The following is a 20,970-nucleotide window of genomic DNA, read 5'->3' as shown; positions in this document are numbered from 1 at the left end:
GGGCATTGCGTCTCGCCGGCCAGGGGTCAGTACGGGCCGTCGTGGCCGAGCACCGCCATGGGGTTGCGCACCAGCATCTGGTCGATCTGCTCCTGGGCGACGCCGGCCACGGCCAGCGCCGGTAGCACCACGCGGGAGATGTGGCTGTAGTCCCAGTCCCCGAGCCGCTCACGAGTCGCGGGCTCGAAGCTGTGCGAGTAGGTCGAGCTGTCGTGGGAGAGCACCAGCCGGTCGGCGTACCCCTGGCGGCAGAGCTCGGCCACGACCTCGGCGCGGTCCTCGTCGGGCAGGAGATGGACCAGGCCGAACCGGTCCAGGCCCACGTAGGCGCCCCGGTCGAGGAGCTCGCGGTGGTAGTCCAGGTCCCTGCTGTCCCCGCAGTGCCCGATGACCACCCGGGAGAGGTCCACGCCCTCGCTCTCGAAGATGTCGAGCTGGGCCAGGCCCTGCCGCAGCGAGGCGTTCGCGTGCGTCATGATCGGCACACCCGTCTCCCGGTGCACCTGGGCCGTGGTCCGCAGCATCCGCTCGACACCGGGAGTGACACCGGGCTCGTCGGTGGCCACCTTGAGTACCGAGGCGCGGACGTCGGTGCCGGCGATGCCTTCCTCGATGTCGCGCTTGAGCAGGGCGCCGAGAACGTCCGGGCCACCGTTCATGGAGCCGGGCCCTCGTTGGGTGACGTAACGAGGCAGCTCGTTGAAGGTGTAGACACCGGTGGCCACGACGAGCTGGACCCGCGTCCGCTCGCCCACCTCCCGCACCAGCTCGACGTCTCGACCGAGGCCGATTACGGTCAGGTCGACGACCGTCCGGATCCCGTGGTCGTAGGCCCGGTCCAGCTTGCGGACGGCCAGGTCGACCTGCTCGGCCCGGTCCCAGCGGCGCACCCAGTTGCGCTCCAGCTCGGCGTCGAAGACGAACAGGTGCTCGTGCATGAGCGTGGGGCCCAGGCCGGTGACCGGGACCTCGCCGGTCGTCGTGCTCACGGTGCGCTCGTGCGTGTCCGTCATGCGTCTCCCGATTGCTATATCGTCTGACCGCCACACCACCTGACAGTCGGTCAACTGATTCTGGCCCAGCGCTTTCAGCGCGTCAAGCACCCCCCGAGGGCCGGACGCGTCACGGTGACACTTCGCGCGTGTTGTATGATGGTCGTACAATTTTTCGCGATCCAAGGAGGATCTCGCCATGCAGGTCGTCGCGTGCATTAAGCACGTCCCCGACGCGACCGCCGATCGGAGGTTCACCCCCGAGCGCACCGTCGACCGCAGCGTCGACGGACTGCTGTCGGAGTTGGACGAGTACGCCGTCGAGCAGGCGCTGCGCCTGAAGGACCGGGCGCCGGCGCCCGACGACGTGGTCGTCGCGGTCGTCTCGATGGGGCCGGCTCGCGCAGTCGAGGCGATCCGCAAGGCACTCCAGATGGGTGCCGACCGCGGCGTCCATGTGATCGACGACGCCTTGGCGGGTTCGGACGCGCTGGCCACCTCCCTGGTCCTGGCCGCAGCCGCCCGGTGGGCGGCCGGCGGCGAAGTGCCGGACCTGGTCGTGTGCGGGATGGCCTCGACCGACGCCGGCATGGGGGTGGTCCCGGCCATGCTCGCCGAGCGTCTCGGCCTGCCCCAGGTGACGCTCGCGTCTCTCGTCGAGGTGCGCGATGGCGAGATCCGCGCCCGCCGCGACGGCGACCACGCCCGCGAGGTGATCGGTGCGACGCTGCCGGCGGTCCTCTCGGTCACCGATCAGTCGGGCGAAGCCCGGTACCCGTCGTTCAAGGCGATCGTCGCGGCCAAGAAGAAGCCGGTCGACGTCGTCTCGTTGGCCGACCTCGACGTCGACGCCACCCTTGTGGGCGCCGCGGCCTCGTGGTCGGTGGTCGACGACGTCGCACCCCGGCCGCCGAGGTCCGCCGGCGTCGTCGTGCGAGACGTAGACGGTGCCGGCGTCGACGCGCTAGTCGGCTTCCTGACGTCGAACCGTTTCATCTGAAGGAGGCTGCAATGCCAGAGGTCCTCGTCCTCGTCGACCACCTCGACGGCGTCGTCCGACGCTCCACCCTCGAACTGCTCACCATCGCACGACGGCTCGGCGAGCCGTCCGCGGTCTACGCCAGTCCCGACCCCCTGCCCGACGAGACGGTCCGGCTCCTGGGCGAGCACGGGGCGCGGGCTGTCTACGTGGTCCAGGACGAAACCGTCGAGCAGTTCTCGGTGGCACCCCTCGCCGAGGCGCTGGAACAACTCGTGCGCTCGACGACTCCGACCGTCGTCCTCATCGGCTCCACCCCGGAGGGAAAGGAGGTCGCGGCCCGCCTGGCGGTGCGCACCGACTCCGGCCTCCTCACCGACGCCGTCGGCGTCGACGTCGTGGACGGCGCCGCGGTGACGACCCACTCGGCGTTCGGCGGTGGCTACGAGGTCCGGGCCCGCGTCACTCGGGGAACCCCCGTCATCACGGTGAAGCCCAACACGGTCGAACCCGTGGCCGAGCCTGCGCACCCCGAGGTGAGGCCGGTGACCACGACGTTCTCCGACGCGGCTCGCTCGGCCCGGGTCGTGGCTCGGCAGCCCCGGGAGCGGTCGGCGCGTCCCGAGCTCACCGAGGCCTCGGTCGTCGTGTCGGGCGGACGCGGGACGGGCGGCGACTTCGCGCCCGTCGAAGCGCTCGCGGACGCGCTTGGCGCGGCCGTCGGGGCTTCGAAGGCGGCCGTGGATTCCGGCTGGGCCCCGCACTCCTTCCAAGTGGGTCAGACGGGGAAGACCGTCTCGCCCCAGCTCTACGTCGCCGCGGGCATCTCCGGCGCGATCCAGCACCGCGCCGGGATGCAGACCTCACGGGCGATCGTCGCGGTCAACCGAGACCCGGACGCGCCTATCTTCGAGCTCGCCGACCTCGGGGTCGTGGGAGACCTGCACACCGTCCTGCCCGCCGTCACCGAGGAGATCCGACGTCGTGAGCGCTGACCTGCCCGTGCTCGGCCACTAGACGGCCGACGGGTCGCCCGCCGTCTCGTCCGAGCGGTACGGCGAGATCACTGACCCCCGCGACTGGCATAGTCTCGGCCCGGGTCGCCCTGGCGTTCCGGTCCGACGTCGAGGCCGTCGTCGCGGAGGCCGCCCGCGTGTTCCCGGCCTGACGGAAACGTCGCTGGCGCGGCGTACGCAGGTCCTCTCGGCTTCCGCGAGCTGCTCAACGAGCGGCAGGACGAGCTCGCCGAGATCATCACGGCCGAGCACGGCAAGGTCGTGTCGGACGCCCGCGGGGAGGTGTCGCGCGGCAAGGAGGTCGTGGACCTCTCGTGCGGGATCGCCCACCTTGTGAAGGGATCGTTCACCCAGGACGCCTCGACCGCCGTTGACGTCCACTCGGTCACCAGCCGCTGGGGACGGTGGCCGTCGGACCCGGGGTCGCGCACCGACTTTGCCGCGCAGCTCGCTGAGTACAAGGAGGGCGTGCCGGCGGAGTTCGGCGGCCCGACGGAGAAGGCACTCGCCGAGCCCGGCGTCAAGCTGGCCCTGATTCCGTGTTCGGCCGCGCTGACCGGGTGCCAGATCACCCGTCGACGCAGCCGATGAGGCAGCAGCGCCACCCGTGTGCTGCCGTGAAGCGGTGTCCCATCGCTCCCCGGCCTCCTTCACTGGGCTCGCGCTCGTCCCAAGCGGCGTGGTGACTCTTGATCCAGGCGGGTCGTGGCGAGGGTCGATGGCACCAGAATCACGGCGACCAGCGCCGCCAGACTGGAAGCCGAGGAACGCCCAGCCATACCGCCCCGGTCCGATGGCGAGCGCCATGACGGGCGGGGTTGCCGCCGTGGTGACGTACTGGAGGTGCAGCCCCAGGGCGCGACCGGCCCAAGATGGTCCAGCGGTCTCGGCGACGGCAGTGAAGGCCAGGCCGTTCCACGCCGAGCTGACTGCGGCGGCAAGCAGCAGCACGACCAGCGCGGTCGCCGCGCCCACCAGCATCAGCACAGCCATGAGTGGCACCACGGCGAAGGCCAGCAGGGCGATCCTGCGCATCGGTCCGATGCGATAGCCGGCACGGTCCGACCAGCTCCCTGCTAGCAGGCGGCACACGGCTCCGGACGCCAACGCGACAGCCATCCCCTCCCCCGCCCTCGATGAGCTCCAGCCGGCGACGTCGACCAGGTAGATGAAGGCGAAGGAGGCGACCGCGATCTGCGGGATGACGAGGAGGGCACTGGCGCCATGCAGCAGCGACAAGGGCGGTGTGCAGTACGGCGATGAGGAGCTCGGCGTCGATCTGGCGGCGCGCTTCGCAGCTGCGCCGATGACGACCAGGGCCACGCACGCGGCGACCGCGCAGATGGCGGCGGGCGCCAAGAGCGCCGGACCATAGCCGTACGTCGACCCGAGTCGGGGGGAGCAGCAGCGCGGCAAGGCCCATCCCGATCAAGGGCGATGTCTGGCGGATCCCCATCGCCAGGCCCCGTGCGCTCGGATCGAAGGAGCGCAGGACCACCCGTCCGCTGGTCACGTTGACCGAGGCCCCGCAGGCGCCGGCGACGAACAGCAAGGCGCCGAGCTCAGGGCCGGTGTCGATCAGCGAGACGGCGGCCAGGCAGGCGCAAGCGCCGAGCAGCCCGCTCACCATGACCGGCCGGTCCCCCAGTCGATCGGCCGCCCAGCCCCACAGCGAGGGTGGCGATCATGCCGGCCGTGGGCGCAGCCACGAGAAGCGCACCCTCGAAGAGCGAGACACCGAAGGCGGCCCGCAGCTGCCGGAGCAGGTAGGGGATCCCGAACTGGTAGAGGCTGGTCCCACTCTGCGCCCCGACGCTGGCGCCGAGGAGGACCCAGGCCGATCGCGGTGGTGGCCTCCTCCTCCTCACCGGCCATGATGCTCATCATGTGGTGGGCCTGACGGATCGCGAGGGCCGAGATCGTCAGCGACGGGTTCTCTGCCGTCGACGTCGGGAACACGCTGCCGTCGGCGATGAAGAGGTTCTCCACGTCGTGGGCGCGCCCGTAGCGGTTGACCACCGACGTCGCTGGGTCGTCTCCCATCCGGCAGGTGCCCAGGAGGTGGGTGTCCGGGAACGGAGGCACCTCGAGGATCTCCTCGGCACCCGCGGCCTCGAAGATCTCCTTCGCCTTGTCCCAGCCCCGGCGCCGCATCGCGACGTTGTTCGGGTGGTCGTTGTACTCCAGCACCGACACCGGCATCCCGAACGCGTCCTTGGCCGTCGGGTGCAGCGTCACGCCGTTGTTCGGATTCGGCATGTCTTCACCGACGAAGTGCAGACCAGCAAGGTGGGTGTAGTTGTCCATCAGACGCACGAGGTCCGGGCACCAGTTGCCCCGGCTGCCGGGCTTGGAGATCAGGCTTCCGGGCTGGGCGAAGATCGACAGCGTCGCCATCCCCATCGAGACGGTCACAAGATTGAAGCCGCCGACGTACCCGACATCGTCGGGCGCGTTGCCCGAGAAGTCGTCGATCATCCCCGTGGTGGTGATGCCCTTGTAGGCGTGCACCTCGTGCGGCATCAGCGCTGTTGAACATCCAGCTCGAGACCGTGTCCGGTCCGCTGAAGGCCGCGCCGGCATCACGGTCATCGACTTGAACAATGGCGACCCGTCGGCCGAATTGCAGGCTGGCGTGTTCGCCCACGTTGCGGCGGAGTTCTCCGAGGACGGCAAGAAGATTGCCGACTGGATGCTGGCTGACTCCAAGTGCAACGTCCAGCTCGGCACCTTCACCGACCCCACGATCACGGTCGTGGACCTCATGATCAAGGGCGCGATCGGCGAGATCGTGGAACTGTGTGGCGACGCCTGCACGATCACCGAGAGCGAGTTCAGCTACAGCAGTTTCTCCACCAAGCTAGCGCCCCTCGCCCCAGACAGTCATTCGGCGAGCCCCCCACCTCAACTACCTCTACCCTGCTGCCGACGCGTTCGCCAGTGTCATCAGCCCGGTACTCCAGCTGGCCGGTTCTGAGATCGCCCTGGCAGGACACGATGCCAACTCCTCCACCCTGGAGGCCATGGCCGCGAACAACACCCTCCAGCGAGTGACCATCGCCAACGGGCCGGCTCCGTACATCGGGTGGGCCCTTGTCGACCAGTTGGGCCGCGGAATGGCGGGAGCTGAGCCCTCGGACTGGGGTCTTCCCGGCCAGATCATCGACAGCACCAATCTGGGGAGCTGCACCGAGGCCGAGATCTACCCCGAGTTCGACGGCTTCGAGTCCGTCTTCACGAAGGCTTGGGGAATGTAAGGACATGCGGGCGTCATTCAAGAGCGCTCGGCAGGGGGATCGACAGGTTGAGGCCACCGCAGTCGCAGTCCGCACTTCCGATGTGACGGACGGCGACCGCAGACGGCGGCGCAGCCCGTACGTCGTGGCGAGGGGCGGGGTCAACGAGGTGCAGCGCTCAAGGTCGCGGAACAGTACGGCTTGGTCGCAGTGCTCGTCGCGTCCTTTGCAGTGTTCTCCGTGATGCTTCCCGACACGTTCGCAACGGTGGGCAACGTCAAGGCGATGATCAACTCTCAGGCGATCATCCTGCTGCTGGCACTGGCGCTGACGCTTCCTCTTCGTTCGGGAGACTTCGATCTCTCCATTGCTGGACTCATGACGGCCTGCGGCGCCCTCGCCGCGCAGTTGACCGTCGACGGGCGCGGCTTGGCTGCCGCACTCCTCGCCGTCGTCGCGCTCAGTCTCGGAGTCGGGTTCATCAACGGTCTCCTGATCGTCAAGGTAGGGATCGACTCGTTCATCGCCACCTTGGGCATGTCGACCGCGCTGGTGGGTGTCGCATACGCCATCACCAACAGCTCGATCATTCCCAACATCCCGCCCGAGGTGCTCGCGCTCGCACGAACCGACCTCATCGGGTTCCCCAGTGTGGTGTGGTTCGGGTGGGTCCTGGTGGTCGCACTCTGGTAGGAGTACGAGCGCACCCCTCTGGGTCGGTACCTGTTGTTCATCGGTGGAAGCCGTGACTCTGCCCGTCTCGCGGGGCTCGATGTCGACCGCCTCCGGATCGGCGGATTCGTCATGTGCTCGCTCATCGCCGGAGCGACAGGGATCCTGCTGGCGGGCAACGTGGGCCAACTCGACCCCAGCATCGCTGGTCAATTCCTGCTCCAACCCTTTGCCGCCGTCTTCCTCGGCGCGACAGCGATCACGGTCGGTAGGTTCAACGCCCTGGGCACCGTCATCGCGCTGTACCTCTTGACCATCTTCGTCAACGGACTGCAGCTCCTCGGCGCTCAGCCGTGGGTTTCGGACGTGTTCAACGGGGTCGCACTTGTCATGGCGGTCACGTTCGCCCGGCTGGCGGCCCGATTGAACGGCCGACGGTGAGTGCGGGCTCCGGTCTGGTCCTCAGCGGGATCAGCAAACACTTCGGCGAAGCCTGTGCGCTCGCGGGAGTGGACTTCACTGCCTCAGCTGGTGAGGTGCACGCTCTGCTGGGTCAGAACGGATCGGGGAAGTCGACTCTCGTCAAGATCATCACCGGTTCCATGCCCCCGACGGCGAGGCCACCATGGAACTGTGGGGCCGTCAGATCACCTTCCCCATCAGATCTGCGCACGAGCACGGAATCGCCGTGATCCACCAGGACCTCGGTCTGGTGGACGGGATGACTGTGCTCGAGAACATGGGCATCACCTCCGGCTACGAAGGCCAGGGCTGGGTCGGCAACCGTCGACAACGTCGATGTCTTGTCGTGCTCGATCTCAAGGACCATCGACCTCGGCGTGAGCCTGGTGCCTGGCAACCGTCACCGAGACGGGGTCTGGCCCGAGGCGACGACGACGGAGAACCTCGCGTTGCTCGCGAATCGCCGTCAGATGGCCTTTCAGCCCCTGCGAAAGCGATACGAGCGCGTGTACTCAGCGCAGAAGCTGAGGCAGTTCGGTGTCCGCCCCCTGACCCGGACCACCGGGTCAACCAGTTCTACGGGGGAACCAACAGAAGGTCGTAATCGCGAAGTGGATGGCCGAAAGACCACGCGTCCTGCTTCTCGACGAGCCCACGCAAGGGATCGATGCGGGCGCCAAGTTCGACATCCTGCAGATGATCTGCGAGGCAGCACGAGGGGGCGCGGCGGTCCTGGTCGCGTCCGGCGACTACGAACAGCTTGCCCACCTCTGCCACCGCGTGCTGGTCCTCCGATACGCACGCATCGTGGCCGAGCTCGCGGGGCCAGAGGTCTCAGAACTCGCCATCGCCAACTGCGCCCAAGGTCAGCTGGGTACGAACCAGGCAAGCTGACCATGGTCGGGTCTCATCAGCGGGTCGAGATCTGAGAGTCCCTCTACGTCCCGCCCTCGCCGCGGGCGCCGCTGTTGGCGACGCTGGCGAGCCCGGCCGTCGCGAGCACGACGACGATGAAGCCGAGTGAGGTCAAGATGCCGATCTCGGGAAGCGGGATCCGTCCCAGGTGGTCGATGTGCGACCCGTGGAGGGCCTCGATGATCAGCTTGACCCCGATGAACGCCAAGATCGCGGACAAGCCGAGGTTGAGGTAGATGAGTCGTTCGAGCAGCCCGCCGACGAGGAAGTAGAGCTGGCGAAGTCCCATCAGCGCGAAGGCGTTGGCGGTGACGACGACGAACGGGTCCTGGGTCAGCCCGAAGATCGCCGGGATCGAGTCGAGCGCGAAGACCACGTTGGCGACTCCGATCGCCGCGATGGCGATCACCAGCGGGGTCGCGTGCCGACGGCCCTCGTGACGGACCAGCAGCCGGCCACCGTGGTAGTCGCGCGTCAGCGGCAGCACCCGGCGCAGCGAGCGGATCACCCGGTACTCCTGGAAGTCCGGCTCCCCGTCGTCGTCACGCAGCAGAGTGACGGCGGTGTAGATCAGCAGGATGCCGAAGACGTAGAAGGTCCACGAGGCAGCGGCGATCAGTGCCGCGCCGGCGAAGATGAACACCGCCCTCATCACCATGGAGAGCACGATCCCGATGTAGAGCGCCTTGTCCTGCGCGTGCGGCGGTACGGCGAACCGCGACATGATGATGACGAAGACGAACAGGTTGTCGACCGAGAGGCAGTACTCGGTGACGTACCCGGAGAAGTACTCCGCGCCGGTGCGGCCGCCGATGGAGAGCGCCACTGCCGTGCCGAAGGCGAGCGCCAGGGCGACGTAGAAGGTCACCCATCGCACGGACTGCGCCAGCGTGACCTGGTCGCTGCGTCGAGCGATCACCCACAGGTCGAGCACGACGATGGCGAGCAGGAGGCCGAGGGTGGCCACCCAGACGGCCAGAGGGACGGTGTTGATCACGAGCTGTCCGCCGTCTCCTCGTCCCTCGCAATGTCCCCCGGAATGTCCCCCGGAATGTCCCCCGGCATATCAGCGCAAGACAGGGCGCTGCTGGAAGCGTAGGGCGTCCCGACGCTCGAACCCGGACCGACTGAGCCGGAATCACTGTCGGCGATCGGTGGTTTGCTGTTCCAAGCAATTTTCGTGAGCAGCACCACGATCCCAGGAGTCACGATGAGTGAACCCGTTCGCGCAACCGGAACCAACCCAGAGCAGACCGTGCCGGACCCGGGCCGATGGTGGGCGCTGGTCGTCCTGGCGGCGGCCCAGCTGATGATCATCCTCGACGCCTCGATCGTGAACATCGCGCTGCCGTCGGCCCAGGCAGACCTCGACATCAGTAACGCCGACCGACAGTGGATGGTCACGGCCTACACACTGGCCTTCGGCGCGCTGCTGCTGCTGGGCGGTCGGATCGCCGACTACACCGGTCGCAAGCGCACCTTCATCATCGGGCTCATCGGGTTCGCGGCGGCCTCGGCGATCGGCGGGCTCGCCCCCAACCAGGAGCTGCTGTTCGGCGCGCGAGCACTCCAAGGCGCCTTCGCCGCCTTGATGGCGCCGGCCTCGCTGTCGATCGTCACCGTCACCTTCACCGAGCCCAGGGAGCGCGCCAAGGCGTTCGGCGTGTTCGGTGCGCTGTCCGGCGGCGGTGCCGCGATCGGCCTGATCGTCGGCGGCGTCCTGACCGAATACGCCTCGTGGCGCTGGTGCCTGGGCGTCAACGTGCCCTTCGCCATCGTCGTGGCGGCCGCAGCGATCCCGCTGGTCAAGGAGAGCAAGGCCCACGGAGACACCAGATACGACGTGCCCGGCGTGCTGCTCGCCACTGTCGGCTTGTTCTCGCTGGTCTACGGCTTCACCGAGGCGGCGCGAGCCAAGCACCCCGACGACCCGACATCGACCGCGGTCCAGGGCTGGGGCGCGCCGAGCACGCTGACGTTCCTGATCCTCGCGGTGGTGCTCCTGGTCGCCTTCGTGCTCTGGGAAGGCCGGGCCCGCAACCCGATGCTGCCGCTGCGCGTGGTGTCCGACCGCAACCGCGGCGGGTCGTTCCTGGTGTTCTTGTTCGTGGGTGCCGCCCTCTACGCGATGTTCCTGTTCTTGACCTACTACTTCCAGGTCAACCTCGACTACACCCCGTTGAAGGCCGGGTTCGCGTTCTTGCCGTTCAGCCTCGGGATCATCTTCGCGGCTGGTTTCGTCTCCCAGCTCCTCCCCCGGTTCGGGCCCAGGCCGCTGATGATCCCTGGGCTCGCGATGGCGATCGTGGGCATGTTGCTGCTGACGCAGATCGACCAGGACTCCAACTACTGGCTGCTGGTCTTCCCGGCGATGGTGATCATGTCGGTGGGCCTGGCCGGGGTCTTCATCCCGGCCGCCAGCACCTCCTTGATCGGGGTCGGCAGCCACGACGCGGGCGTCGCCTCGGCCGTGCTCAACACCTCCCAGCAGATCGGCGGCTCGCTCGGCACCGCGCTGCTCAACACCCTGTTCGCGGGCGCGGTCACGGCCTACTTCACCGACCATCCGCCGAGCAGCCCCGACCAGGCGCAGCAGATCTTCCCGCTCGCCTTCATCCACGGCTACCACGTCGCGTTCCTGTGGGGCGCGATCCTGTTCGCCGCCGCCCTGATCGCCACGCTGGTCTTCATCAACGCGCACAAGGAGGACATCCCCGCCGAGGGGCCGGCGCCGGTCGGCTGACCCACCGGCTACCGGCTACCGGCTACCGGCTACTGGGCAGCCTCCACCGAGATCACGTCGATCACGAACCAGAGCGTGGCGTTGGCGGGGATCGAGCCGCTGCCCTGCGCGCCGTACCCGTAGGCCGGCGGGATCTGCAGCAGCACCCGGCTGCCAACCTTGACGCCCGTCAGGCCGATGCTCCAGCCCTGGATCAGGCCACTGAGCGCCGAGGTCAGGGGCTGGCCCTTGGAGAAGCTCTCGTCGAACGGCGTCTTCGCGTCGTAGGTCGAGCCGAGGTAGTCGACCTTCAGCGTGTCGGTCGCCTTCACGGCAGCGCCGGTGCCCTCCTTGAGGACCAGGCGCTGCACCGGGGTGTCGAGCTCGGGCTCGTCGATGCCGGAGAAGTCGAGACCGGTCGGCTTGCCGTCCTTCTCGACAATGGTCGGCTGGGTGTCCTGGGTGGCGTCGTGGGCGGTGTCATCGGTGGGCGTGGGCGCGGCTTCCTGCTTGTCCACGAAGTCGGCGACGACCACGACGGCGTCCTCGGCCGCCAGTCCGAACTGGTTGCTCTCCACCTGGGCACCGAAGAGCTCGGCGGCCGTCGTGACGGCCACCACGCGAGAGCCGTAGGTCGCGCCCTCGAAGAGCTTGACGAAGACGTCGCCGATCTGGTCGCTGTAGGGGATCGCCTCGGCCGCGCCGTTGTCGTAGTCGCTGAACAGATCCTTCTTGGCCGACCCGTTGCCGAGGTACAGATACGTGTTCACGGTGTCGCCGTCGGCGATCTTGTCGCCGTCACCCTTGACCAGCGTCGTCACGGTCGTGGACTTCGGGGCCTCGACCTTCGACTTCCACGACGCCTTGAGGCTCTTGCCGACCTCACCTGTGAAGGAGACCTCGGACAGCTCCCCTGCGCCCGCGCCCGCCGACGACGAGCTCGCGTCGGGGTCGTCGGCGGCACTGGACCCCTCGTTGCCGCAGGCGGCGAGGACCGGTAGGAGGAGGGCCGCGCTCAGCGCGGCCACAGGGCGACGAAGTCGTCGAAGCACAGGTACGAGGCTTTCTGGTCGAGAAATGGGGGCGGATGCCCCGGGTCACGGTAGCGACCGACCCTATGCGGACCCTGTGACCGCTCAGGGACCGGTCAGCCAGCATCTCCCCTAGGCGGGCCGGAACGAGTCGTGTTCCGGGGGAGCCGCGTGGCGCAGCATCACGTGGTGGGCGACGGTGTACTCGGCCAGCGACTCCTGGCTCATGTCCTTGCCGAAGCCGCTGGCCTTGACGCCGCCGTGCGGGGCCTCCGAGGCGATGGGCAGGTGGTCGTTGACCCAGGTGACGCCGGCCTCGATCCGGTGCGCGACCCGCAGGGCGCGCTGGACGTCGCGCGTCCACACCGAGGAGGCGAGGCCGTAGGCGCTGTCGTTGGCCAGCGCCACCGCCTCGTCCTCGCCGTCGAAGGGCAGCGCGACCACGACAGGGCCGAACACCTCCTCCTGCACGATCTCGGAGTCCTGCGCCGCACCCGTCACCAGCGTGGGCGGGTAGTAGAACCCTGGCCCTTCCGGCAACACTCCGCCGGTGACGACGGTCGCACCGGCTGCTCGGGCGCGGGTCACGAACCCGTGGACGCGCTCGCGATGCGCACCGCTGACCAGTGGACCGATGTCGGTGTCCTCGTCGTACGGCGCGCCCACGCGGATGGCGGCCAGCTGCTGACCCAGGGCGGTCACGACCTCGTCGTACGCCGACCTCTCGACGTAGATGCGGGTGCACGCAGTGCAGTCCTGGCCGGAGTTGTAGGTGACGCCCATCGCCAGCCCGCGGACGGTGGCGGGCACGTCGACGTCGGCGAACACGACCGCCGGCGCCTTGCCGCCCAGCTCGAGGTGCAGGCGCTTGGTCGTCGGCGCAGCGGCCGCCATGACCTCGCGGCCGGCTCGCGAGGAGCCGGTGATCGAGACCATCGCGACGGTCGGATGGGCGACCAGGGCAGCTCCGACGTCGTTGTCCCCGGTGACGACGTTGAGCACACCGGCCGGCAGGCCAGCCTCGTGCGCGATCTCGGCGAGCCGCAGCGTGGTGGACGGAGTGTTCGGTGCAGGCTTCAGCACCACCGTGTTGCCGGCGGCCAGCGCGGGCCCGAGCTTCCAGACCGCCATGATGAACGGGAAGTTCCAGGGCGCGATGCCCGCGACCACGCCGACCGGCCGGCGGACGACCAGCGAGGTGTACCCACTGGACAGCTGCCCGGCCGAGCTGCCTTCCAGCGACCTCGCGGCGCCTGCGAAGAACCGTAGGTTGTCGATGCCGAACGGGAGCTCGCCGTCGGCGAAGACCGCACGAGGCTTGCCGGTCTCGCGCACCTCGAGGTCGACCAGGTCCTCGGCGGCAGCGAGGGCGTCGGCGACCTGGGCCAGCACCAGGGCGCGCTCACCTGGAGTGCGCGCCGACCAGCCCGGCAACGCGTCCGCGGCAGATCGCACGGCGCGGTCCACGTCTGCGACGGAGCCCTGCTCGAAGGTCGCCGTCACTGCGCCGCTTGCCGGGTCGAGCAGCTCGACCTGCTCGCCGTGCCCCTGCTCGGGGCGCCCGTCGATGAAGCAGCCGTGCATACGCGGTTCCTCTCAGGAGTTGAAGCCGACGCCGAGTCTGTCGAGCGCCTTGAGCCAGGGCCCACGCCTGCCGGTGCGATCCTCGCGGGCGAGGGCTGCCCTCGTTGCCTGCACACCCAGGTAGCGCACCGGCTCCGGTGGGAACGGCACGGGCCGGTCGCCGAGGAAGCCAGGCACCGGCACGCCGTCGAGTGCGTCGAGCATCGTGCGCGCTGCCAGGCGGCTGTAGGCGACCCCCAGACCGGTGAAGCCCAGCGCGTGGGCGACCGAGCCGGAGCGGTCGGTGCCGACGAAGGGCGTGAACCGGCTGGAGGTGTCGATCAACCCGGCCCACCGGTGGGTGAACCGCACCTCCCCCAGCTGGGGGAACGTCTCGTGGAAGTGCCGCGCCAGCAGCCGATGGGAGGCATCGCGAAGCTGCCGGCCATGGTGCGGCGCCAGCGCTCCCTGGCCGCCTCGGTCCTGGAGCCGAAGTAGTAGATGGCGTCGTAGCCGCCCCAGAGGATCCGACCGTCCGCGAGCGGTCGGTAGTAGTGGAACTGGTTGCCCGAGTCGGTCACCCCCTGCCGGTCCGTCCATCCGAGCGAGGCCCACTGCGCCGGGCTGAGGGGCTCGGTGACCAGCACGTGGTCGTAGACAGGCACGACGTACTTGCGCAGTCGAGGCACCGGGTTGCGGAAGGCGTTGGTGGCGACGACGACCTGACGCGCTCTCACCCGCGCCTGGGGCGTCACCACCTCTCCCCCGTCCAGACGCACGACCGGCGTCTGCTCGTGCAGCCGGACCCCGAGACGCAGCGCCCAGTCGCGCAGGCCCGTCGCGAGCGCGACCGGGTCCATCACGCCGCCGCCGGTGCGCACCCGGATGCCGGCGAGGTACGTCGGGGAGTCGACGTCGGCGCGTACGCCGGCGGCGTCGAGCAGCTCGGCGTCCTCGCCGTGCCGGTCCAGCAGCGCAGCCAGTGCGGGCAGCGCGTCCGCCTGGTGAGCCGTGGTCGCCACGACCGTCTTGCCGACCAGTCTCAGGCCTGCCTCGACGCCACCGGCGCCCAGGTCGGCGCTGAGCCCTGCGAGGTTCTCCCGGCCGAGCCTCAGCAGCTCGGCGATCTCAGCCGGCCAGCGGGCCAGTCCGTGGGAGAGACCGTGGGTGAGGGAGTCGGAGACGAAGCCGCCGTTGCGTCCCGTCGCCCCGAACCCGACGTGCTCGGCGTCGAGCAGCACGACGTCGCGCGCCGGCGTCCGCCGCTTGGCCAGCACCGCCGTCCAGAGCCCGGTGAAGCCGGCGCCCACCACCGCCAGGTCGGTCTCGGTGTCAGCACCAGGTGGGCCGGTCACCGGCCCAAGCGCGTGCAGGTCGTGCCAGTAGGAGCCCGGGCGCGCGTCCCTCAGCGGATCCTGCGGAGCGCCGAGCGTCACCTCACGCCACGATCCTGGCGACGGACTCGCTCCACGACAAGTCGACCTCGTCGCCTCGCTGCAGCGTCGAGAAGCCCGGCTGCGTGACCAGTAGCGGCTGGCCCGAGACGGTCGCGACCCCACCGGGCGTCACGGCCACCGTCGTGGTGCCGCCGCTGAACTGGGTCTCGAGCACGCGCCCGGTCAGCACGCCGCGGGAGCCGGAGGACCGCACCGAGACGGTGACGTCCTCGGGCCGCACGACCAGGAAGCGTCCCTCGCCCTGCCCCGGAAGTGTTCCGGCACCGGCGACCGCGAGGCCGCCCGAAGCGGCCACGCCCTCGAAGATGTTGCTGCGCCCGATGAACTCGGCCACGAACCGGTTGGCGGGGTTGCGGTACAGCTCCTGAGGTGCGGCGACCTGCTGGACCTGGCCGTCGCTCATCACCGCGACCCGGTCGGCCATCGACAGCGCCTCCTCCTGGTCGTGGGTCACGACCATGAACGCGATGCCGACCTCGTGCTGAAGGCGTTTGAGCTCCAGCTGCATCTGGGCCCGCACGTTGCGGTCGAGGGCCGAGAGCGGCTCGTCGAGGAGCAGCAGCCGCGGCTGGTTGACGATGGCGCGGGCGAGCGCGACCCGCTGCCGCTGCCCGCCCGAGAGCTGGCTGGGCCGGCGGCGCTCGAGTCCGGTCAGTCCGACCGTGTCGATGACCGCGGCCACGCGTGCGGCCACCTCCTGCTTGGGCAGACCGGCGCGCGCCGGACCGTAGCCGACGTTCTTCTCGACGCTCAGGTGCGGGAACAGCGCGTAGGACTGGAACATCATGTTCACGGGCCGCTGATGGGCCGGCAGGGCCAACAGGTCCTGCCCTGCCAGCTCGACGGAACCCTCCTCCGGGAGCTCGAAGCCTGCGACGGAGCGCAGCAGCGTCGTCTTGCCGCAGCCCGAGGGTCCGAGCAGCGCGAAGAACTCGTTGTCGCCCACGTCGAGGTCGACGCCTCGCAGGGCGTGCACGTCGCCGTAGTGGGCACTGAGCCCGCGGACCTTCAACAAGGGCTCGGTCATCGCTCTCTCTCCGTACGCCGGAAGGCGACGGCGCCTGCCACCACGGCGACGACGCTCACCAGCAGCAGCAGGCTCGCCAGTGCATTGATCTCGGGCGTCACGCCGAAGCGGACGCGCGAGTAGATCTCGATGGGCAGGGTCGGGCTGTCGGGCCCATTGGTGAAGAACGCGATCACGAACTCGTCGAGCGAGAGGGTGAAGGCCAGCAGGGCACCCGCCAGCACGGCCGGCGCCACCGACGGCAACGTGATCCGGACGAACGTCGTGGCCCACCCCGCGCCGAGGTCCTGGGACGCCTCCTCCAGCGAGCCGTCGAGCTGCACGAGCCGGGAGCGGACCACAGCCACCACGAAGGCCGTGCCGAATGCCGCGTGGGCGATCGTCACCGTGCCCAGACCGAGGGGCAGACCGAGCCAGGTGAAGAACGCCAGCAGGCCGATCGCCAGCATCAGGTCGGGCAGGATCGCCGGCGCCATCACGAACGCGTCGAGCACCGTCGAGCGCGCGAACCGCACCAGGCCGACCGCGAGCATCGTGCCCACCACGGTCGAGAAGACCGTGGCGCCCACGGCCACGGTCAGCGAGTTGAGCAACGCGTGCCCGAGGTCGGGGTCGTCGAACAGCTCGCCATACCAGCGCAGCGAGAGTCCCTTGATGTTGAGCGCTGACTTGCCGCTGTTGAACGAGGTCACCACGACGGTCGCGATCGGCACGTAGAGGAACAGCAGGCAGCCGACCAGCGCCACCCAGAGGAACCCGAGCCCAGAGCGCCTCATCGGCCGGCCTCCACCGAGAAGCGCCGACTCACGACGGACTGGAGGGCGAAGAGCGCCACGAGGAGCACGACCATGATGAGCGCGAGGGTGGCGCCGAAGGGCCAGTCGCGAGCCTTGAGGAACTGGTCGCGAACCAGGTTGCCCACCATCACCGTCTTGCCGCCGCCCAGCAGCTCGGGCACCACGAAGTTCCCGAGGCTCGGCACGAACACGAAGATGCAGCCGGTGACCACCCCCGGCAGCGACAAGGGAAACGTGACCCGCACGAAGGTCGCGAACCTGCTGCCCCCGAGGTCGGCCGATGCCTCGGGGAGCTCACGCTCGAGCCGGGCCACCGACGCGTAGATCGGCAGGATCATCAGCGGTAGGTAGACGTAGACCAGACCCGCGACCACGGCGCCGCGGGTGTAGAGCAGGTCGATCCGCTCGTCCACGAGCCCGAGGCCCACGAGCGCGTCGTTGAGCACTCCTTGGGTGTTGAGCAGCACGATCCAGGCGTAGGTGCGGATCAGGAAGTTGGTCCAGAACGGGATCACGATCAACACCAGCACCAGCGAACGCCAGCGCTCGGGCAGCTTGGCGATCGCGTAGGCCACCGGGTAGCCGATCGCCAACGCGATGGCGGTCGCCGCCGCTGCGATGCCGAGCGAGCTGACCAGCACCTTGCGGAAGGTCGGCTCGAAGGCGCGCGTGAAGTTGTCCAGCGTGAAGTCGTACTCGACACCGCCGAACCGCCCGCGGTCGAAGACGGTGTAGCTGAGCACGAGCAGCACCGGCACCGCGACGAAGACCGCCGTGAAGGCCAGCCCGGGCCCGAGGAACACCGCGCTGGTCGCCCAGCCGTGGCGGCGTCCTCGGGCTCGTGCCGAGGGGGACCTCACGAGGCAGTAACGTCCGTGGTCAGCTCGGTGTACTTCGTGGAGTCCTCGCCGAGGTCGATCAGGCCCTCGTTCTCGGCGAGCTGCTCGGGCGTCACGTCGAGCTGGGGGAACTGCTGCTTCAGCTCGGCCGGCACGAACTCGGCGGCGGCCTCGTTGGGCACGTTGTAGTAGACGTTGTTGGTCACCCACGCGTGCATCTCGGGATCGAGCATCATGTTGACGAACGCGAAGGCGGCCTCCTTGTTCTCCGAGCCCTTCAACACCACCATCGTGTCGGTCCAGAGGTCGCTGCCCTCGCTCGGCACGACGAACTTGATGTCGGGGTTCTCGGCCATGCCGTAGCCGCACCAGCCGTCCCAGGCCTCGGTCATCACGGCCTCACCGGAGATCAGCTTCTCGTAGAAGGTGGTGTCGTCGTAGCCGAGCAGGTGCTTCTTGGCCTCGACCAGCTTGTCCTTCATCGCCTCCAGCTCGGCGTCGTCGGTGGTGTTGACCGAGTAGCCGAGGGCCTTCTGAGCCGGAAGCGCCAGCCACCGCTCCGTGGAGAGCATGGTGATCTTGCCGTCGTAGGCCGGGTCGGGGTCGAGGATGTCGTTCCACGAGGTGGGCGCGGGGTCGACCAGGTCGGAGCGGTAGCAGATGCCGGTGGTGCCCCAGGTGTAGGGCACCGAGTAGTGGTTGCCCTTGTCGTATGCCAGCTCGCCGGCCTGCGCGTAGAGGTTGTCGAGGTTGGGGACGAGGTCCTCGTGGATGGGCTCGAGCAGGCCGGCCTCGTTGAGGGCCTGGGCGTACTGGCCGGAGACGAAGGCCACGTCGATGCCGGAGTCACCACCAGCCGTCAGCTTGGCCATGATCTCCTCGTTGGTGGCGTGCTCGGTCGCCGAGAGCGAAGCGCCGGTCGCCTTCTCGAACTGGTCGGCGATGTCCTCGGGCATGTAGCCGGCCCAGTTGGAGACCGTGATCGACTGCTTGGTCAGGTCGGCACTGGCGTCGAGCTTCTCGGGTTCGGCGCCGCTGTCCTCGCCTCCGCAAGCGGCCAGTGCGGCCACGACGACGAGCGATCCGAGCCCGGAGAGTTGGCGGGCCCAGGGACGACGGGTGAGCGTGCTGTTGCTGGCCATGGGGCCTCCTCGGCTACCGAGAGCGGGTCGATGGCGGCCTACTTTGCACGCATGTTCAGAATTCGGCAAGGGGTCTCATGACTGGTTTCAGCATCATGTGCTGGCTCGTCGACCACCGAGCGGCAATATTTTGAACTCCTCTTCAGATTCTGCTGGCGTCATGCCAAGGTAGGCGCATGTCTCGGTCCACCGGTCGACAGGCCCGCCGCGATGCGCTCGTCGGAGCTGCCCAGCGAGCCATGCTCGAGCACGGAGCCGACGCCAAGCTGGTGCACGTCGCCGAGGCCGCGGGGCTCACCTCGGGTGCCGTGCTCTACCACTTCCCCGACGTCCAGGCGCTGCTGCTGGAGGCCAACAGGGCCGGCATGGAGCGCTTCTACGACCTCCGCGTCGCGGCGCTGGCAGCACTCGACGACCCGGTCGAGAAGCTGGTCGTCACGGTGCGCACCGGCCTGCCCGTCGACGGCGACGACGCGTCGGTTCGCCTGCTCTGTGAGCTGGGCGGGGCTGCCGGGCGCCAGCCGGTGTACGCCGCGCTGCTCACCTCGCTCTACGACCGCCAGGTCGCGATGTACGAGGTGATCTTGGAGCAGGGCTCCGCGCGCGGGATCTTCCACCTCACCCACGGCGCCCGCACCATCGCTCGCAACCTGGTGGCGCTCGAGGATGCCTACGGCTACCGCATCATCGCCGGACACCCCAACATCGACACTCTCGCGGCGGCCGAGCTCATCCTCGACTACGCCCGCGTGGCCACCGGTCACTCCCTCGCGCTCGACCAAGGAGGAACATCTCGATGAGCGACCCGACCACTCAGCTGACGGTCCTGTTCATGCCCGAGTCGGCGCACGGACCGACCAACCAGTGCATCGGCATCGGCAAGGTGCTCCTCGACCGCGGTCACAAGGTCGTGTTCGCCGCCGAGCGGTCGTGGGAGGGCAAGCTCGCGCCGCTGGGCTTCGTCGAGGCTCTCGTCGACCTCGCTCCGCCGGACCCTGGTGCGACCGACGAGGCCGCGGGCCAGTTCTGGATCGACTTCATCAACGAGACGTCACCCGAGTTCCGCAAGCCGACGCTGGAGCAGCTCGCCTCGTTCGTGCAGCCGACGTACCAGGCGTTGATCGACGGCGCCAGGTACGCCGAGCCCCAGCTCAAGGCGATCATCGAGGAGCACCGCCCCGACGTCCTGGTCGAGGACAACGTCGTCGCGTTCCCGGCGCTGGTGACATCCGGGGCGCCGTTCGTGCGGATCGTGTCGTGCAACCCGCTGGAGATCCGCGGCCCGGGCATCGCGCCGGTCTTCTCCGGATATGCCGCGGCGGACCCTTCGGGTTGGGAGCCGTTCCTGGCGGAGTTCGACCGCACCCACCAGGAGACGTGGGAGGCGTTCAACGCGTGGGTGCAGGAGCAGGGCGCACCACCGCTGCCCGCCCGCGACTTCGTCCACACCTCCGAGGTGGCCAACCTCTACGTCTTCCCCGAGGAGCTCGACTACACCGACGCCCGGCCCCTCGGCGCGACCTGGCACCGGATGGACTCGAGCCTCCGTGAGACCGACGCGGAGTGGGAGATGCCCGACTCGTTCGCCGCGCGACCCGAGGGTGCAGCGCTGATCTACCTGTCGCTGGGCTCGCTGGGCGGGGCCGACATCGAGTTGCTGCAGCGACTGATCGACGTGCTCGGCACCACCGAGCACCGGGTGGTCGTGAGCATGGGACCGCGGGCCGACGAGATCCGGCTGACCGCCAACATGGTCGGTGACGCGATCGTCCCCCAGACCAAGATCATTCCCCAGGTCGACCTGGTCATCACCCACGGCGGCAACAACACCACGACCGAGTCGCTGCACTTCGGCAAGCCGATGATCGTGCTGCCGCTGTTCTGGGACCAGTACGACAACGCGCAGCGCGTCGACGAGACGGGATACGGCGTGCGGCTCTCGACCTACGGCTTCACCGACGACGAGCTGCTCGGCGCGGTCGAGCGACTGCTGGCCGACACCGAGCTTCGCGCCCGTGCGGCTGCCACCGGCGAGGCGATCAGGAGCCGCGGTGGCCTGCGGGTCGGCGCCGACGTGATCGAGCGGGTCGGCCTCGATCACGTCCGAGGTCGTGGCTGAG

Annotated in this window: 22 protein-coding genes and 2 pseudogenes; 12 read left to right on the top strand and 12 right to left on the bottom strand. The window is 68.9% G+C overall.

Features of this window, described 5'->3' with window-relative positions; genetic code table 11:
* Nucleotides 1–26: 26 nt before the first annotated feature.
* The gene (locus ISU10_RS18525) at nucleotides 27–1,013 is read right to left on the bottom strand and encodes a phosphotriesterase family protein (RefSeq protein ID WP_194697913.1); all 987 of its coding nucleotides are present in this window, start codon (nucleotides 1,011–1,013) and stop codon (nucleotides 27–29) included.
* Between the two features lie 178 nt (nucleotides 1,014–1,191).
* Here ISU10_RS18525 and ISU10_RS18520 point away from each other — a divergent pair, with 178 nt between their 5' ends.
* From ISU10_RS18520 to ISU10_RS23280, 4 genes are all read left to right on the top strand, one after another.
* A complete protein-coding gene (locus ISU10_RS18520; RefSeq protein WP_194697912.1) occupies nucleotides 1,192–1,992 on the top strand; it encodes an electron transfer flavoprotein subunit beta/FixA family protein in 801 nt (266 codons plus the stop codon).
* Nucleotides 1,993–2,003: 11 nt separating this feature from the next.
* Complete coding sequence (locus tag ISU10_RS18515; RefSeq protein WP_194697911.1) at nucleotides 2,004–2,966, top strand: electron transfer flavoprotein subunit alpha/FixB family protein; 963 nt, start codon at nucleotides 2,004–2,006, stop codon at nucleotides 2,964–2,966.
* A 222-nt stretch (nucleotides 2,967–3,188) separates the two neighbouring features.
* Nucleotides 3,189–3,578 (top strand): aldehyde dehydrogenase family protein, encoded by a 390-nt coding sequence (locus ISU10_RS23285; protein ID WP_228501317.1) that lies wholly within the window; start codon nucleotides 3,189–3,191, stop codon nucleotides 3,576–3,578.
* A gap of 577 nt (nucleotides 3,579–4,155) precedes the next feature.
* Nucleotides 4,156–4,362, top strand: a complete 207-nt coding sequence (locus ISU10_RS23280; protein WP_228501305.1) for a hypothetical protein — start codon at nucleotides 4,156–4,158, stop codon at nucleotides 4,360–4,362.
* Nucleotides 4,363–4,449: 87 nt separating this feature from the next.
* Here the strand turns inward: ISU10_RS23280 and ISU10_RS24215 are convergent.
* Together ISU10_RS24215 and ISU10_RS18500 are read right to left on the bottom strand one after the other, a co-directional pair.
* A pseudogene (locus ISU10_RS24215) lies at nucleotides 4,450–4,617 on the bottom strand (MFS transporter); the annotation flags it as partial.
* Entirely contained in the window at nucleotides 4,611–5,510 is a 900-nt protein-coding gene (locus tag ISU10_RS18500; RefSeq protein ID WP_194697910.1) for a GMC oxidoreductase, read from the bottom strand. The gene ISU10_RS18500 and the pseudogene ISU10_RS24215, both read right to left, overlap by 7 nt.
* 73 nt (nucleotides 5,511–5,583) lie before the next feature.
* Here ISU10_RS18500 and ISU10_RS18495 point away from each other — a divergent pair, with 73 nt between their 5' ends.
* From ISU10_RS18495 to ISU10_RS18470, 5 genes and pseudogenes are all read left to right on the top strand, one after another.
* Nucleotides 5,584–5,964: a hypothetical protein gene (locus tag ISU10_RS18495; protein WP_194697909.1), complete on the top strand. Its 381-nt coding sequence runs from the start codon at nucleotides 5,584–5,586 to the stop codon at nucleotides 5,962–5,964.
* Between the two features lie 46 nt (nucleotides 5,965–6,010).
* Entirely contained in the window at nucleotides 6,011–6,244 is a 234-nt protein-coding gene (locus ISU10_RS18490) for a hypothetical protein (protein ID WP_194697908.1), read from the top strand.
* Between the two features lie 222 nt (nucleotides 6,245–6,466).
* A pseudogene (locus tag ISU10_RS23275) lies at nucleotides 6,467–7,336 on the top strand (ABC transporter permease).
* Entirely contained in the window at nucleotides 7,249–7,587 is a 339-nt protein-coding gene (locus ISU10_RS24210) for an ATP-binding cassette domain-containing protein (protein WP_370865663.1), read from the top strand. Before ISU10_RS23275 ends, ISU10_RS24210 begins: the two are co-directional and overlap by 88 nt.
* A 385-nt stretch (nucleotides 7,588–7,972) precedes the next feature.
* On the top strand, nucleotides 7,973–8,251 hold the full coding sequence (locus ISU10_RS18470) for a hypothetical protein (RefSeq protein ID WP_194697905.1): 279 nt from the start codon (nucleotides 7,973–7,975) through the stop codon (nucleotides 8,249–8,251).
* 43 nt (nucleotides 8,252–8,294) lie between these two features.
* On the opposite strand, the gene ISU10_RS18465 is transcribed toward ISU10_RS18470, so the two are convergent.
* Nucleotides 8,295–9,269, bottom strand: a complete 975-nt coding sequence (locus ISU10_RS18465; protein ID WP_370865660.1) for a TerC/Alx family metal homeostasis membrane protein — start codon at nucleotides 9,267–9,269, stop codon at nucleotides 8,295–8,297.
* A 213-nt stretch (nucleotides 9,270–9,482) separates the two neighbouring features.
* On the opposite strand from ISU10_RS18465, the gene ISU10_RS18460 reads away from it, so the two are divergent.
* Nucleotides 9,483–11,015, top strand: coding sequence for an MFS transporter (locus ISU10_RS18460; protein WP_194697904.1), 1,533 nt, complete (start codon nucleotides 9,483–9,485; stop codon nucleotides 11,013–11,015).
* Nucleotides 11,016–11,044: 29 nt separating this feature from the next.
* Here the strand turns inward: ISU10_RS18460 and ISU10_RS18455 are convergent, their stop codons facing one another.
* The 8 genes from ISU10_RS18455 to ISU10_RS18420 form a co-directional block, all read right to left on the bottom strand.
* Nucleotides 11,045–12,022, bottom strand: a complete 978-nt coding sequence (locus ISU10_RS18455) for an FKBP-type peptidyl-prolyl cis-trans isomerase (protein WP_194697903.1) — start codon at nucleotides 12,020–12,022, stop codon at nucleotides 11,045–11,047.
* A gap of 135 nt (nucleotides 12,023–12,157) precedes the next feature.
* On the bottom strand, nucleotides 12,158–13,609 hold the full coding sequence (locus ISU10_RS18450) for an aminobutyraldehyde dehydrogenase (protein WP_194697902.1): 1,452 nt from the start codon (nucleotides 13,607–13,609) through the stop codon (nucleotides 12,158–12,160).
* 12 nt (nucleotides 13,610–13,621) lie between these two features.
* Entirely contained in the window at nucleotides 13,622–13,933 is a 312-nt protein-coding gene (locus ISU10_RS18445; protein ID WP_194697901.1) for a hypothetical protein, read from the bottom strand.
* Nucleotides 13,930–15,024 carry an NAD(P)/FAD-dependent oxidoreductase gene (locus tag ISU10_RS18440; protein WP_194697900.1) on the bottom strand — a complete coding sequence of 365 codons (1,095 nt, stop codon included), beginning with the start codon at nucleotides 15,022–15,024 and terminating at the stop codon, nucleotides 13,930–13,932. The genes ISU10_RS18445 and ISU10_RS18440 overlap by 4 nt, the downstream gene beginning before the upstream one ends.
* A 1-nt stretch (nucleotide 15,025) precedes the next feature.
* A complete protein-coding gene (locus tag ISU10_RS18435) occupies nucleotides 15,026–16,072 on the bottom strand; it encodes an ABC transporter ATP-binding protein (protein ID WP_194697899.1) in 1,047 nt (348 codons plus the stop codon).
* Nucleotides 16,069–16,848, bottom strand: coding sequence for an ABC transporter permease (locus tag ISU10_RS18430; protein WP_194697898.1), 780 nt, complete (start codon nucleotides 16,846–16,848; stop codon nucleotides 16,069–16,071). Before ISU10_RS18430 ends, ISU10_RS18435 begins: the two co-directional genes overlap by 4 nt.
* Entirely contained in the window at nucleotides 16,845–17,729 is an 885-nt protein-coding gene (locus tag ISU10_RS18425) for an ABC transporter permease (protein WP_370865656.1), read from the bottom strand. The genes ISU10_RS18430 and ISU10_RS18425 overlap by 4 nt, the downstream gene beginning before the upstream one ends.
* Entirely contained in the window at nucleotides 17,726–18,850 is a 1,125-nt protein-coding gene (locus ISU10_RS18420; protein WP_194697897.1) for a polyamine ABC transporter substrate-binding protein, read from the bottom strand. The genes ISU10_RS18425 and ISU10_RS18420 overlap by 4 nt, the downstream gene beginning before the upstream one ends.
* A gap of 176 nt (nucleotides 18,851–19,026) precedes the next feature.
* Here ISU10_RS18420 and ISU10_RS18415 point away from each other — a divergent pair, with 176 nt between their 5' ends.
* Together ISU10_RS18415 and ISU10_RS18410 are read left to right on the top strand one after the other, a co-directional pair.
* Nucleotides 19,027–19,650 carry a TetR/AcrR family transcriptional regulator gene (locus ISU10_RS18415; protein ID WP_194697896.1) on the top strand — a complete coding sequence of 208 codons (624 nt, stop codon included), beginning with the start codon at nucleotides 19,027–19,029 and terminating at the stop codon, nucleotides 19,648–19,650.
* Complete coding sequence (locus tag ISU10_RS18410; protein WP_194697895.1) at nucleotides 19,647–20,969, top strand: glycosyltransferase; 1,323 nt, start codon at nucleotides 19,647–19,649, stop codon at nucleotides 20,967–20,969. The genes ISU10_RS18415 and ISU10_RS18410 overlap by 4 nt, the downstream gene beginning before the upstream one ends.
* The last annotated feature ends 1 nt before the right edge of the window (nucleotide 20,970 follow it).

The organism is Nocardioides agariphilus, from assembly GCF_015352445.1.
GTDB classification, from domain to species: domain Bacteria; phylum Actinomycetota; class Actinomycetes; order Propionibacteriales; family Nocardioidaceae; genus Nocardioides; species Nocardioides agariphilus.
Note: the sequence above shows the minus strand (reverse complement) of the source record. Positions and strands in the feature narration are given on the sequence as shown.